The sequence below is a fragment of the Bradyrhizobium ontarionense genome (assembly GCF_021088345.1).
Taxonomy (GTDB): Bacteria; Pseudomonadota; Alphaproteobacteria; order Rhizobiales; family Xanthobacteraceae; genus Bradyrhizobium; species Bradyrhizobium ontarionense.
In genome coordinates this window covers 1,535,364-1,550,178 of the sequence record NZ_CP088156.1, presented here as the reverse complement: position 1 = coordinate 1,550,178, position 14,815 = coordinate 1,535,364, and the positions used below count along the sequence as shown (strand labels likewise).

Sequence of the window (14,815 nt, the reverse complement as noted above, 5' to 3'; positions counted from 1 at the left end):
GGTGGCTTAGCCGCCTTTTTTCAACGTCAGCCTTGTGTTTTGCCGCCCGATCCGGTTTGACTGCGCCAGCCCGAACCGAATCTCGAAGGCCTCTCCCATGCGTCTGACGCGGTTTTTCCTGCCCATCCTGAAAGAAAATCCGAAGGAAGCCGAGATCGTCTCGCACCGGTTGATGCTGCGTGCCGGCATGCTGCGGCAGGAGGCGGCCGGCATCTATGCGTGGCTGCCGCTGGGCTTCAAGGTTCTGAAGAAGATCGAGCAGATCGTGCGCGAGGAGCAGAACCGCGCCGGTGCGCTGGAACTGTTGATGCCGACCCTGCAGCTTGCCGACCTCTGGCGCGAGAGCGGGCGCTACGACGCCTATGGCCCGGAGATGCTGCGTATCAGCGATCGCCACAAGCGCGAGCTGCTGTATGGGCCCACCAACGAGGAAATGATCACGGAAATCTTCCGTGCCTACGTGAAGTCCTACCGCAACCTGCCGCTCAATCTCTATCATATCCAATGGAAATTCCGCGACGAGCAGCGTCCGCGCTTCGGCGTGATGCGCGGCCGCGAATTCCTGATGAAGGACGCCTATTCGTTCGATCTCGACGAGGCCGGTGCGCGGCGCGCCTACAACAAGATGTTCGTGGCCTATTTGCGCACCTTCGCGCGGATGGGGCTGAAGGGCATCCCGATGCGGGCCGAGACCGGTCCGATCGGCGGCGATCTCAGCCATGAGTTCATCGTGCTCGCCGAGACCGGCGAGTCCGGGGTCTATTGCGACCGCGATGTCCTCGACCTGCCGATCCCTCAGGCGTCCGTCGACTATGACGGCGACCTGACGCCGATCATCAAGGAGTGGACCTCACTCTACGCCGCGACCGAGGACGTCCACGATGCGGCCCGCTTCGAGGCCGAGGTGCCGGCGGACCGTCGCGTTCACACTCGCGGCATCGAGGTCGGCCAGATCTTCTATTTCGGAACGAAGTATTCCGAGCCGATGAAGGCGCTCGTCGCCGGACCCGATGGGGCCGAAGTCACCGTCCATGGCGGCTCCTACGGCGTCGGCGTCTCACGGCTGGCCGGCGCCATCATCGAGGCCTGCCATGACGACGCCGGCATCAAATGGCCGGAGGAGGTGGCGCCGTTCCGGGCCGTGATCCTCAACCTGAAGCAGGGCGGCCCGGATACGGATGCCGCCTGCGAGCAGCTGTATCGTGATCTCCTGGCGAAGGGCGTGGATGTGCTCTACGACGACACCGAGCAGCGCGCCGGCGCGAAGTTTGCCACGGCCGACCTCATCGGCATCCCCTGGCAGATCATGGTCGGTCCCAAGAGCCTTGCCGAGGGCAAGGTCGAGGTGAAGACCCGCAGCGACGGCGCGCGGCAGATGATGTCGCCGGCCGACGTCGTCGCCCAGCTTGGCGCCGGACCACGCGCGGGCTGAGACACGCGTTCGATCCTCGGATTATCCACCGGGGCTGCCTGCCCCTCGAGGCCAATCCGGCCACAATCGGCCCGAATCATGGGATTATCGCGCAATGGATGAAACCATGACCGAACCCCTGCAGACCGTGCCTTTCGCCCCCTTCGAGTGGATGCTGTCGGGACGCTATTTGCGCGCCCGCCGCCGCGAGGGCTTCATCTCTGTCATCGCCGGATTCTCCTTCCTCGGCATCATGCTGGGTGTCGCCACGCTGATCATCGTGATGGCCGTCATGAACGGCTTCCGCAAGGAGCTGCTCGACAAGATCCTCGGTCTCAACGGCCACCTGCTGGTGCAGCCGTTGGAATCGCCGTTGACCGATTGGAAGGACGTCTCCGACCGGATCGCCCAGGTGCAGGGTATCCGGCTCGCCGCTCCCGTGGTCGATGGCCAGGGCCTCGGCTCGTCACCTTTCAACGCCTCGGGCGTATTCATCCGCGGCATCCGCTCGCAGGACCTGACGAACCTGACGTCGATCGCCAGGAACATCAAGCAGGGCTCGCTCGAAGGGTTCGACGATGGGCAGGGCGTCGCCATCGGCCGCCGGCTCGCGGATCTCTTGTCGCTGCACGCCGGCGACAGCATCACGCTGGTCGCGCCCAAGGGGGCGGTGACTCCGATGGGCACGACGCCGCGCATCAAGCCCTACAAGGTCGCGGCGGTGTTCGAGATCGGCATGTCGGAATACGACTCCAGCTTCGTGTTCATGCCGCTCGCCGAAGCCCAGGCCTATTTCAACCGCAACAACGACGTCACCGCGATCGAGATCTTCACCAGCAATCCCGACAAGGTGGAGCAGTTCCGCAAGACGGTCACGGAGGCGGCGGGACGTCCGATCTTCCTGGTCGACTGGCGCCAGCGCAACTCGACCTTCTTCAACGCGCTGCAGGTCGAGCGCAACGTGATGTTCCTGATCCTGACCCTGATCGTGCTGGTCGCGGCGCTCAACATCGTCTCGGGGCTGATCATGCTGGTCAAGGACAAGGGCCAGGACATCGCCGTGCTCAGAACGATGGGCGCGTCGCAGGGCGCGATCATGCGGATCTTCCTGATCACCGGCGCCTCGATCGGCGTGGTCGGCACCCTCACCGGGTTCGTCGTCGGATTGCTGATCTGCATGAATATCGAGACCATCAGGCTGTTCCTGTCGTGGTTGACCAACACGGAGCTGTTCGATCCGACGCTCTATTTTCTGTCGAAGCTGCCGGCCGAGATCGATGCCGGTGAGACGAGCGCGGTCGTCATCATGGCTCTGACCCTGTCTTTTCTGGCTACGCTCTACCCCTCCTGGCGCGCCGCCCGATTAGACCCGGTCGAAGCGCTTCGCTACGAGTGAGGCGCTGATGGACGAGCAGGGGGCGGAGGATGTACCGGTCGTTTATCTCCACGAGATCAAGCGACGGTACATGCAGGGCGAGCAGCAGCTGACCATCCTGGACGGCGCCAAGCTCGCGCTGTGGGCCGGGCAGTCGGTGGCCTTGGTGGCGCCGTCGGGCTCGGGCAAGTCGACCTTGCTCCACATCGCAGGTCTCCTGGAGAGCCCGGACGAGGGCGAGGTCTATGTCGGGGGCGTGCCGACCTCGCAGCTGACCGACATCGAGCGCACCCAGATGCGCCGCACCGACATCGGCTTCGTGTACCAGTCGCATCGGCTGCTGCCGGAATTCACGGCGCTGGAGAACGTGATGCTGCCGCAGATGATCCGAGGCTTGAAGCGTTCGGAGACGGTGAAGCGGGCGACCGAGATCCTGGCCTATCTCGGCCTCGGCGAGCGCATCAAGCACCGGCCGGCCGAGCTCTCCGGCGGCGAGCAGCAGCGCGTTGCGATCGCGCGTGCCGTCGCCAACGCCCCGCGTGCGCTACTGGCGGACGAGCCGACCGGCAATCTCGATCCTGGGACCGCCGATCACGTTTTTCACGCCCTGATGCAGCTCGTCAAGGCGACGCGGGTGGCGATGCTGATCGCGACCCACAATATGGAGCTGGCCGGCCGCATGGACCGGCGGGTCTCGATTGTCGGCGGCAAGGTCGTCGAGCTGGACTGAGCCCGGACGTTCAGGGCCTGATCACCGTTATCTTGAACGGCCGGCCATGCGTGGCAGCATGCGCCACCGCGTCGTTGATGTGGTCCAGATCGAAGCAGGTCGGCTCGAACTGCCCGAGATCCAGCAGTCCGGCCTTGATCAACCCTACGAGTTTCGTCGCTGCATTGGGCGGACACATCCAGACGCCGTGGATGGTGATGCAGTTGCGCATGATCCAGGGATAGGGCAGCTCGAGCCCGGCGCCGCCCAGCATCCCGACCCCGCCCATCAACACCACGCGCCCGTAGGGCCGGACGGTCATCAAGGCCGCCCGAACCACGTTGGTCGCGACCGACGGCGGCATGATGTCGAAGACGCAGTCGATCGGGGCCGGCGATGCGCTGATCATACGCTCGCGATCCTCAGTCTCGTTGCCCGAAAGCCTGACCGGGTGCACGCGAGGTCCGAATCTGGCGCGGAGTTCGGCCAGCATGGCCTCGTTGCGGCCGGGTGCGACGACCGCTGCCGCACCCATGGCGAGGGCCACCGCGACCGCCGCGCCGCCAAACCTGCCGGTGGCGCGCTGATCAGCACGGTCTCGCCCGCCTGCAGATTTGCCGCGAGAAAGCCGCCATAGGGCACCAGCAACGTGCCGAGTGCACACCACCGGGGTGCGTCGCGTTCGTCGATGAGGCCGATCGGCTTGGCGTTTTCGGTCGGCACACGCATGCGCTGGGCGAACGCGCCGTCCCGGAAATGCTGCTGCAGCTTCAGCCCGCCAGGCCCGCGCGCGCTCCAGCCCTGCAGCGTGATATCCGGGGAGAGATCGCTATCCCGTGAGCGCACGATCGGATCGCAGAACACCCAGTCGCCGATCGCGAGATGCGTGGCATCCGGACCGATCGCGCTGACCCGGCCGATGCCGCCCGGTCCGGGGATGACGGGCAGCTCGAGCATGTACTTTCGTTCACCGCTGAAAACCTCGTTGGCGTAGGACAGCACGCCGGCCGCTGCGATATCGACGATGACCTCTCCGGTGCCGATCACCGGATCTGCGACCTGCTCCGTCTCGAGCGCTGATCCAAAACGTTTCAGCACGGCGGCTTTCATGATCTTCCTCCATCCGGGATCGCGGTCGCCCAGCCTGCCGGTCTATGCTGCGTCCGGGAAGGCCTGGTATTATCCTAGGATTGAGTGGGCCCAGCGTCTGATCCGGGAAATCATCAGGAACGAACCATGACGGATCCAAGACATGACTGATCCGAGGCACGCCGAGTTCGGAAACTTCCTGCGCTCCCGGCGAGAGAAGCTCACGCCGGAAGCGGTCGGGCTCGCGGCCGGGCGGCGGCGCCGGACGGCCGGGCTGCGCCGCGAGGAAGTGGCCGAGCTCGCCGGCATCGGGGTCGACTGGTACATCCGCCTCGAGCAGGGCCGCACCGTGAAGCCGTCGTCGTCGACCATCGACGCGTTGGCGCGCGCCTTGCGCCTCAGCAAGACCGAGCATGCGCATCTCAAGGCATTGGCGCGTGATCCTGCGCGCAAGCCATTCGTGCGCGAGCAGGTCCCGATTGGACTACGCGACCTGGTGCAGAGTCTGAACCAGCCCGCCTACATCACGGGGCGGAGATGGGATGTGCTGGCATGGAACGCAGCCGCAGACGAGATCTTCGGCTTCTCACGCCTTGCCGATGATGAGCGCAACACCTTGCTGCTTGCGCTGTGCACGCCAGGTGCGCGCCAGCTGTTCGGCCCGCAATGGAAGGAGCAGGCCAGGCGCATGGTCGCGCAGTTCCGCGTGACGCATGATCTCTGGGCCGGTGATCCCGCCTTTGTTGATCTGCTCGCGCGGCTGCGGCGTGGCAGCCGCGAGTTTCGGCAATGGTGGGCGGTCCACGACATCGCCGGCCTCGCTGCTGGCGAGAAGCTGCTCGATCATCCGAAAAAGGGACGTTTGACGCTGAAATACGCGACGTTCCAAGCCAACGATGATCCTGCGCTGAAGCTGGCGATCTACTACACGTGAGCGTCGCCGCCGGCACGTGGAGATGAGCGATGAGTTGCGCAAGCAATGATTGCAGGCGGAGCAGCGACCATACATTCGTCAGTTTTGCGCATGATGATGCTACGCATTCGCAAGGAGCTCCGTGATGCCTTGAAGAATTCACGACTGAGACCTGAAGGCGACGTTGACGTGACGCGGAATGCCGACGCGTCGTTGCGGAACCCGCATCCTATTGTGGCGCGCAACGGACGTTGGTCACGACTCTTCCACATATCTTATTAGTTGTTTGTTCATATCGCAGCCAAACCCTGCAAAAATAGGTATTTGCGCACAATCGCATAAAAGCCGGAAAGAACCTTTCTAATCTACCTAGTGAGTTGACGTCGGCGGCGTGTGGGGCATGAGCACGTCGTCGTGCTGTATGTTTTTCGTACGGAGTAGAGGGTTTGGGGACCTTGGGACAAAAGCTACGGAGTTCGATGATGAAAACGCTTGTCGGCGCAACGGTGGGGCTCGGCGCAATGGCCGTCGCGACGTCTGCTTTCGCGGCTGATCTTCCAATGAAGAAGGGTCCCTACACCAAGGCTCCGCCGGCGGTCATGGCCACGGTGTATGATTGGAGCGGCTTCTATGTCGGCTTCAACGCCGGCGGGGGATCCAGCCGGGACTGCTGGAACCTGATTTCGAACGCCGGGGTGGCGGTGAACCCGGCGGCGAACCGCGAGGGATGCTCCGGCGGCGGTGGTGCTGCGGTCGGTGGCCAGGTCGGCTATCGCTATCAGATGGCGAACTGGGTGTTCGGCGTCGAGGCGCAGGGCGACTGGGCGAACTTCAAGGGCACGAATCGCAACCTGATTCTTCCCAATGTCAGCGATCGCTCGCAAACCAACGGCTTTGGTCTGTTCACCGGCCAGGTCGGGTACGCCTTCGACAACATTCTAGGCTACGTCAAGGGCGGTGCTGCGGTCGTCGGCGATCGCTATGACACCTTCAACACCAACACCAACGTGATGCTCGACCGGGCCAACACGACGCGTTGGGGCGCGACGGTCGGCGCGGGTATCGAATACGGCTTTGCACCGAACTGGTCGGTCGGCGTCGAATACGACCACATCTTCCTCGGCAACAAGAACCTGAACTTCGTTGCCGCCGCGGGCGCGCCCGCGATGACCCATCGCATCAACCAGAATGTCGACATCGGGCTCGTGAAGCTGAACTACAAGTTCGGTCCGGGCTTCGGGATGATGCGTTGATCATGCTTCGCTGCTGATTGCGAGAGTTCGTCGAAGTCATGGCTTCGACGAGCTCTCGGCTCAGTGATTCGGCCACATGAAACACGCGGCGGAGGAGGCGCGCATTTGGGGCGCCTCCGGGCTCAATCCTCTTCGAACACGAACGGGTTGGGCAGCGGAGCGAACGGATTCGGCGCGGGCGGCCGTGGCTTGATCCGCTGTCTGTGAGGATAGGGATAGGGCGTCGCCCGTGGGTCATTGCTGACGCCGGCGAAGTAGGGATTCGCGACGCAATACAGCAGGCGTCCCGACGCCGTGGCCTGGCACTGCGCATAAGTGTCGAAGGTGCAGTTGCTCAAGCCCGGAAACTGGTCGCCCTGCAGGCAGAACGCATGCCTGATGCCGACGGCCTGCGCCGGGGCATGGACTGCGACCACGAGGCCGGCTGCAGCCAGGGCCGCAAAGAACACGTCACGCATCAGCAATCTCTCCCCTTCATCCCTTGATGACCAGAACTCGCGCGCGATACGGCGAAGCGATGACGCGAAAGCCTGATCGTGTGTGTAGTCGGTCAGTCCCTGATTTCATATCGAAAAGTTCCATCAACACACTGTGATTGCAGATTAATTTCCAGTCATGTCTCGCGCTGTTTCAGAAGCGATCTGTGACCTCTCCGCTACAGCAATTGTGGCACAGATCAGTAAGACATGCGGCTGGCCTGGGGGCCAATTGAGACGAGACTGGACCTGTGATGAAGAAACTTCTGTTGATGACGACGGCGCTCGTGGTGCTGGCCTCGCCGGCGCTGGCCGCGGACCTTGCCGCGCGTCCCTACACGAAGGCGCCGCCGCCGGTGATGGCTGCGATCTATGACTGGAGCGGCTTCTACATCGGTGTGAACGGTGGCGGCGGCTGGAGCAAGAATACCTGGGACCTGGTCGGCGGCGGACGTGAGGGCTCGCACGATGCGTCCGGCGGCACCGTCGGTGGTCAGGTGGGCTATCGGTGGCAGATGAATCAGTTCGTGTTCGGCGTCGAGGCGCAGGGCAACTGGGCCGACCTCTCCGGTGACAATGTGAGCGCGGTGTTCGCGACCCGCAACCGCACCAAGACCGATGCGTTCGGGCTGTTCACCGGCCAAGTCGGCTACGCCTTCAATAACGTGCTGCTGTACGCCAAGGGCGGTGCTGCGGTGACCAGCAACAAGTACACGATCACCAACGCGGCGACCGGCGGGTTCCTCGCCTCCAACGACAATACGCGCTGGGGCGGCGTCATCGGTGCCGGCCTCGAATACGGCTTCGCGCCGAACTGGTCGCTGGGCGTCGAATACGACCATCTGTTCATGGATCGTCAGACCGTCAGCTTCGGCGCGTTCGGTTCCGACAGCATCAAGCAGGACGTCGACCTGTTCACCGCCCGCCTGAACTACCGATTCGGCGGCCCGGTCGTCTCCAGGTACTGAGGCACGACGGCCTCAGATCGGCGGATCTGAAAACCCCGGCGCGATCTCGTGCCGGGGTTTTTCGTGCGTGCGATCCGGATTAACCACGCGCCGCGAGCAGTGCGGGCGGGATCTGTCGAGACGCTTGACCTGAGAACAAAAAAGGAACAATGTTCCTTGTATGTTCTAGCTCAGGGAGGTCCCCATGCTGAAGGTTTTCGTCGAAGAAGCCGCCGCACTGGCGTCGATCACGCTGTTCGTCGGGATGATCGCGCTCTGGGCGCAAATCATTCCCCAGCTTTGAGTTTTCCAGGGCTGCCACTGGGGAAAAGCGGGACAAAGCGAGCCGCCGACGGACTCGCCTGCAGCTGATCCGATATCATGGCTGGGCGAGTCGGTGATGGGCCGGGATCGGGTGATCCAGCCGCTGCCGGCCAACGCCACGCCGTAGTCTCGGAAAGTCCCAAGGGAAGTTGCAAGGCGAGCATGTCCAGCGCCGGATTCGTCCATCTCCACGTCCATTCCGCCTATTCGCTGCTGAAGGGCTCGATCAAGATCGCCAAGCTGGGCGAGCTCGCCAAGGCTGACCGCCAGCCGGCGCTGGCGCTGACCGACACCGACAACATGTTCGGCGGGCTCGAATTCTCCGACAAGATGGCGGGCTACGGCATCCAGCCGATCGTGGGCTGCGAGCTCGCGATCGACTTCGGCGACATGGACCCCAATGCCCGCAACGCCGCCGCGGTGGCGCAGCCGTCGCGAATCGTCCTGCTGGCGGCGCGCGAGGAAGGCTACCGCCACCTGATGCGGCTGAACTCGCGCGCGTTTCTGGACACGCCGACGCACCAGGCGCCGCACATCAAGTTCGACTGGCTGAAGGAGGGCGTCGATGGCGTGATCGCGCTGACCGGCGGTCCGGACGGCCCGATCTCGCTTGCGATCCAGCACGACATGGCCGCCTTGGCGACGCAACGCTGCGAGCGGCTGGCAAGCCTGTTCGGCGACCGCCTGTACATCGAGCTGCAGCGCCATGGCGTCGATCGTGAACGCCGCGTCGAGAGTGGTTTGATCGACATTGCCTTCGGCAAGGGGCTGCCGCTGGTGGCGACCAACGAACCCTATTTCGCGACGACCGACGACTACGAGGCGCATGATGCGCTGCTGTGCATCGCCGGCGGCCACCTCATCGCCGATACCGAGCGCGTGCAGCTGACGCCGGAGCATCGGTTCAAGACGCGCGCCGAAATGGCGGTGCTGTTTGCCGACATTCCGGAGGCCTTGGCCTCGACGGTCGAGATCGCCGAGCGCTGCTCGTATCGGCCGCGCACGCGCAAGCCCATCCTGCCGCTGTTCACGGTCGGCGCCGGCACCGGCACCGATGCCGTGGACGCCGCGAGCGCCGAGGCGGCCGAGCTGAAGCGACAGGCCGAGGAGGGCTTGGAGCGGCGCCTCAAGGTGCACGGCATGGCGCCGGGCATGACCGAGGAGGACTATCAGAAGCGGCTGGCGTTCGAGCTCGACGTCATCATGCGCATGAAATATGCGGGCTACTTCCTGATCGTGTCCGACTTCATCAAATGGGCGAAGGCGCACGGCATTCCGGTCGGCCCGGGCCGCGGCTCCGGCGCCGGCTCACTGGTGGCCTGGGTGCTGACCATCACCGACCTCGACCCGATGCGCTTCGCGCTGCTGTTCGAGCGCTTCCTCAATCCCGAGCGCGTGTCGATGCCGGACTTCGACATCGACTTCTGCCAGGACCGTCGCGGCGAGGTGATCTCCTACGTTCAGCAGCGTTACGGCCGCGACCAGGTGGCGCAGATCATCACTTTCGGCACGCTGCAGGCGCGCGGTGTGCTGCGCGACGTCGGCCGCGTGCTGCAGATGCCCTATGGCCAGGTCGACAAGCTCACCAAATTGGTGCCGCAGAATCCGGCCGCGCCGGTGACGCTTGCCGCGGCCATCGAGGGCGAGCCGAAGCTGCAGGCGTTCCGTGACGAGGACCCGGTGGTGGCGCGCGCCTTCGACATCGCGATGCGCCTCGAGGGTCTGACGCGGCACGCCTCGACCCACGCTGCAGGCATCGTGATCGGCGACCGCCCGCTCAGCGAGCTGGTGCCGATGTATCGCGATCCGAAATCGGACATGCCGGTCACCCAGTTCAACATGAAGTGGGTGGAGCCGGCCGGCCTCGTCAAGTTCGACTTCCTCGGCCTGAAGACGCTGACCGTGCTCGATGTCGCGGTCAAGCTCTTGAAGCAGCGCGACGTCCATGTCGATCTCGCGACCTTGCCGATCGACGATGCGCCGAGCTATCAGATGCTGGCGCGCGGCGATGTGGTCGGCGTGTTCCAGGTTGAAAGCCAGGGCATGCGGCGGGCGCTGATCGACATGCGTCCCGACCGTTTCGAGGACATCATCGCGCTGGTCGCGTTGTACCGGCCGGGCCCGATGGCGAACATCCCGACCTATTGCGCGCGCAAGCACGGCGAGGAGGAGCCGGAATATCTGCACCCGATCCTGGAGCCGATCCTCAAGGAGACCTTCGGCGTCATCATCTACCAGGAGCAGGTGATGCAGGTCGCGCAGCAGATGTCCGGCTATTCGCTCGGCGAAGCCGACCTGCTGCGCCGCGCCATGGGCAAGAAGATCCGCGCCGAGATGGACAAGCAGCGTGTCCGCTTCGTCGAAGGCGCGACCCAGAACGGCGTGCCCAAGGACCAGGCCGACACCATCTTCGACCTGCTCGCGAAGTTCGCCGACTACGGCTTCAACAAGTCGCACGCGGCCGCCTATGCGCTGGTGTCGTATCACACCGCCTATATGAAGGCGCACTATCCGGTCGAGTTCATCGCCGCATCGATGACGCTCGATCTCAACAACACCGACAAGCTGTCGGAATTCCGCGCCGAGGCGCAGCGTCTGAGCATCAAGGTCGAGCCGCCGTCGATCAACCGGTCGGGTCCGACCTTCGAGGTCAGCGGCAACACGATCTTCTATGCGCTGGCAGCGCTCAAGGGCGTCGGACCGCAGGCGATCGAAATGATCGTGGAGGCCCGCAACAAGGGGGGCCCGTTCACCTCGCTCGCCGACTTCGCCGCCCGCGTCAATCCGCGCGCGATCAACAAGCGCATCATCGAGACGCTGGCCGCGGCCGGCGCCTTCGATGGGCTCGACAAGAACCGCGCGCGCGTGTTTGCCGGCGCCGACGCCATCGTCGCGGCCTGCCAGCGTGCCAATGAGGCCGCCACATCGGGCCAGAACGACATGTTCGGCAACGCCGCCGATGCGCCCGCGATCATCCTGCCGAACATCGAGAACTGGCTGCCAGCCGAGCGGCTGCGGCGCGAATATGACGCGATCGGCTTCTTCCTGTCGGGGCATCCGCTCGACGATTACGCCGCGGCGCTGAAGCGCCTGCGCGTGCAGAGCTGGGCCGAGTTCTCGCGCGCGGTGAAGACCGGCGCGACCGCCGGCAAGGTCGCCGCCACCGTGGTGTCACGCATGGAGCGCCGTACCAAGACCGGCAACAAGATGGGCATCATGGGCCTGTCCGATCCGACCGGCCATTTCGAGGCCGTGCTGTTTTCCGAAGGTCTCGCGCAATATCGCGACGTGCTCGAGCCTGGGGCTGCGGTGCTGCTGCAACTCGGCGCCGAGCTGCAGGGTGACGACGTCCGCGCCCGCGTGCTTCATGCCGAGCCGCTCGACGATGCTGCCGCCAAGACGCAGCGCGGCCTGCGCATCTTCCTGCGCGACACCAAGCCGCTCGATTCAATCGTCAGGCGGCTGCAGGGGCCGGAAGCAGCGCCGGCCAACGGCCATGGTGCCGCGGCCAAGGCGGCCGCGCCACCGCTGGCGCCGCGGGCCGCCGCCGGCGAGGGCGAGGTGTCGCTGGTCATGATGCTCGACCTCGAGACCGAGGTGGAGATGAAGCTGCCCGGGCGCTTCAAGGTTTCGCCACAAATCGCTGGCGCCATCAAGGCGGTGACCGGCGTGGTCGACGTGCAGCAGCTTTGATCGTCCGCGGTCGTTTCCGATGAGGCGGCCTTGGCTTGGCCGCCGCGCCGGTGAAACCGGGGACACGGAACGAAAAAGCTGCGCGTCGGCTGTACGGAGACGCCTCCGTTCAACCGCGGTTCAGCCATCCTCCTGCTGAATCCGGGCGGGATGCCTTGAAGGGGCTCGAATCGTCATGCGCTTGCCCAGGATCTTTTGCTGTGTCTCGCTCTGCCTGCTCGCGCTGGCAGCTCCGGTCTGGCCTGCCGCAGCGCAGCAGCCCGCGCCGGAGAAGCGCATCGCGCTCGTCATCGGGAACGGCGCCTATGCCAAGGGGCCGCTGGCCACGGCGGCCAACGACGCCGGCCTGATTGCGCAGACGCTGCAGGCGGCGGGCTTCGACGTGGTCGGCGCCCGCGACCTCGATGCCGACACGCTGCGCAAGAGCTTTCGCGATTTCATTCACAAGGCCCAGTCGTCCGACGGCGACACCGTCGCGATGGTCTATCTTGCCGGCTACGGCATGCAGCTCGCCGGCGAGAACTATTTTCTTCCCGTCGATGCCAACGTCGGCAGCGACGTCGACATTCCGACCGAGGGCCTGCGCCTCAGCGACTACATCCGCCAGCTTGCGGCGACGCCGGTGAAGGCCAGCGTCGTCGTGCTCGATGCGGCGCGTCAGCAGCCTTTCATCGCAAGCGGTCCGACGATCGCCGGCGGGCTGGCGCTGGTCGAGCCCGACAACAACATGCTGATCGCCTTCAACGCGGCTCCGGGGACCATCGCTCCGACCGAAACCGGTTCCTACGGCATGTACGCCCAGTCGCTTGCGGAAATGATCCGCACCGGCGGCTTGTTGTTGCCCGAGCTATTCGATCGCCTTCGGCTGCGTGTCAACGAAGCGACCAAGGGCGCCCAGGTGCCCTGGGATGCGCAGAAGGTCCAGACGACCTTCACGTTCTTCGAGCGGGCGCCGGATGCGCCCGCCACGCAGGCTTCGGCCGAGCAGGCGGCGGCGCTGCGCGCGCGGCCGATCCGCGACCTGCCGGTGCAGGAGGCCTATGCGGCGGCGCTGGAGCGCGACAATCTGCAAGGCTACGAGGACTTCATCGCCGCCTATCCGAACGATCCGCTCGCCCGGCGCGTGCGGGCCATCGTTGCCGCCCGCCGCGAGGCGCTGACCTGGCGGCGGACCTATCGCACCGACAGCCCTGAGGCCTACTGGTCCTATCTGAAGCGCTATCCCTATGGCGCGCATGCCGCGGACGCCCGGCGTCGGCTGGCGATCTTGGCTGCCGCATCGGAGCCGCCGCCAACCTTCGCAATGATCGAGTATGACGTGCCGCCGCCGCCGCTCGATGAGGTCATCTATGTCGAACGTCCGGTGCTGCTGTTTTCGGATCCCGAGTTCGGCTTCGTGCCGCCGCCACCGCCGCCGATCTACGTGCTGCCGCCGCCACCGCCTGATTTCGTCGATCTGGCGCCGCCATTCGCGCCGGTCGGCGTGTTCATCCTGCCCCAGCCGGTCTTTATTCCGATCCCGCTCTATGTCCGGCCACCGGCCTTCGTCGCGCCGCCGCCGAACAACATCATCTACCAGAACATCCACAACACGACCGTCATCGCCACCGTGATCAACCGTCCGGCGCCCGCCGGGCCGATCGCGACCGGCCCGGCGGCGGCGGCGACGTCGCCGCCGGTTGCCGTGACGCCGGCCTTGCCGCCGGCGGTGGTGCAGCGAGCAGCGCTGATCCAGCAAGGCAAGGCGCCGTTGCCTGGCGCGCCCGCCGGTCCCGCAGGGCATGGACCGGCAATCAACGTCGCGCCCGGTGGGCCTCTGACGCCGGCAGGCCGGCCAGGCCAGGCGGCGCCCGCCGCGAACGCCCTTCCAGTGCCCGGCCGCGGTGCGCCCGCGATCCCGCCATCCGCCACCGCTCCGAATGCGCGCCCGTCGGCGCTGACCGCACCCGCGCCGGGCCCGGCTCAAGCGGCGCAACCGACCGGCACGCCGCCGTCGCGACAGCCGATCTCCGGCCTGCATGCGAACCGCACGCCGCCCGGCGCGCCCGCTGCCCCCCCGACGAGGCCAGCGACCACGACCTCTCGCCCGGTGCTGCCGGCTGCGGTTCCGCGCGGACCGGAGCCGCGAGCACGGATCCAACAGGCCGCGCCGCCGCCGATCCAACGGCACGCGCCGCCGGTCGCTCGGCTGAGTCCGCCGCCGTCACCGCCACGACCGCCGGTCGCGCCCATGGTCCGAGCGGCCCCGGTCCGGCCGCCGCCACCGCCTATGATGCGTCCAGCTCCCCCGCCGGCGGTGGCCCGACCCAGTCCGCCACCTATCGCACGTCCCAGCCCGCCGCCGGTGGCCGCCATGGCACGGCCGGCGCCACCGCCTCAGATGGCAAGGCCTGCGGCGCCACCGCCGCGGCCGGCTCCTGCTGCCGGCAAGAGGTGTCCGCCGAACGTCCCGCATTGTTGAGCCGTCGCGCGTCGGTTTGGCGGCGCAGCGGTTGCAACGTCGGCCTGTTTTCGATATCTGCCGGACCGCCGGACTGATCGATCGTGGGCGCAGGACGTCGGCAGCCGACGACGTGTTGCGGGGGCATCATTGATTTCAGCGTTTATTGGTATCGTGCGCGCGCT

Annotated in this window: 9 protein-coding genes and 1 pseudogene; 8 read left to right on the top strand and 2 right to left on the bottom strand. The window is 65.6% G+C overall.

What is annotated here, in order from left to right; genetic code table 11:
* The first annotated feature begins 97 nt into the window (after positions 1-97).
* From proS to LQG66_RS06855, 3 genes are all read left to right on the top strand, one after another.
* Positions 98-1,432: a proline--tRNA ligase gene (gene proS, locus LQG66_RS06865; protein ID WP_231324721.1), complete on the top strand. Its 1,335-nt coding sequence runs from the start codon at positions 98-100 to the stop codon at positions 1,430-1,432.
* Between the two features lie 94 nt (positions 1,433-1,526).
* Positions 1,527-2,807 carry a lipoprotein-releasing ABC transporter permease subunit gene (locus LQG66_RS06860; RefSeq protein ID WP_231324719.1) on the top strand — a complete coding sequence of 427 codons (1,281 nt, stop codon included), beginning with the start codon at positions 1,527-1,529 and terminating at the stop codon, positions 2,805-2,807.
* 7 nt (positions 2,808-2,814) lie between these two features.
* On the top strand, positions 2,815-3,516 hold the full coding sequence (locus LQG66_RS06855) for an ABC transporter ATP-binding protein (protein WP_231324716.1): 702 nt from the start codon (positions 2,815-2,817) through the stop codon (positions 3,514-3,516).
* Between the two features lie 10 nt (positions 3,517-3,526).
* Here the strand turns inward: LQG66_RS06855 and LQG66_RS37320 are convergent.
* A pseudogene (locus LQG66_RS37320) lies at positions 3,527-4,605 on the bottom strand (alcohol dehydrogenase catalytic domain-containing protein).
* A 142-nt stretch (positions 4,606-4,747) separates the two neighbouring features.
* Here LQG66_RS37320 and LQG66_RS06840 point away from each other — a divergent pair.
* The gene (locus LQG66_RS06840) at positions 4,748-5,518 is read left to right on the top strand and encodes a helix-turn-helix transcriptional regulator (protein WP_231324712.1); all 771 of its coding nucleotides are present in this window, start codon (positions 4,748-4,750) and stop codon (positions 5,516-5,518) included.
* 458 nt (positions 5,519-5,976) lie between these two features.
* Entirely contained in the window at positions 5,977-6,750 is a 774-nt protein-coding gene (locus LQG66_RS06835; protein ID WP_231324710.1) for an outer membrane protein, read from the top strand.
* A 122-nt stretch (positions 6,751-6,872) separates the two neighbouring features.
* On the opposite strand, the gene LQG66_RS06830 is transcribed toward LQG66_RS06835, so the two are convergent.
* A complete protein-coding gene (locus LQG66_RS06830) occupies positions 6,873-7,208 on the bottom strand; it encodes a DUF3551 domain-containing protein (RefSeq protein ID WP_231324708.1) in 336 nt (111 codons plus the stop codon).
* 272 nt (positions 7,209-7,480) lie between these two features.
* Between LQG66_RS06830 and LQG66_RS06825 the strand changes: the two genes are divergently transcribed.
* The 3 genes from LQG66_RS06825 (at position 7,481) to LQG66_RS06815 (ending at position 14,651) form a co-directional block, all read left to right on the top strand.
* Complete coding sequence (locus LQG66_RS06825; RefSeq protein ID WP_231324706.1) at positions 7,481-8,194, top strand: outer membrane protein; 714 nt, start codon at positions 7,481-7,483, stop codon at positions 8,192-8,194.
* Positions 8,195-8,659: 465 nt separating this feature from the next.
* Positions 8,660-12,190 (top strand): DNA polymerase III subunit alpha, encoded by a 3,531-nt coding sequence (dnaE, locus tag LQG66_RS06820; protein ID WP_231324704.1) that lies wholly within the window; start codon positions 8,660-8,662, stop codon positions 12,188-12,190.
* Positions 12,191-12,371: 181 nt separating this feature from the next.
* Positions 12,372-14,651 (top strand): caspase family protein, encoded by a 2,280-nt coding sequence (locus tag LQG66_RS06815; protein WP_425601295.1) that lies wholly within the window; start codon positions 12,372-12,374, stop codon positions 14,649-14,651.
* Positions 14,652-14,815: the final 164 nt, after the last annotated feature.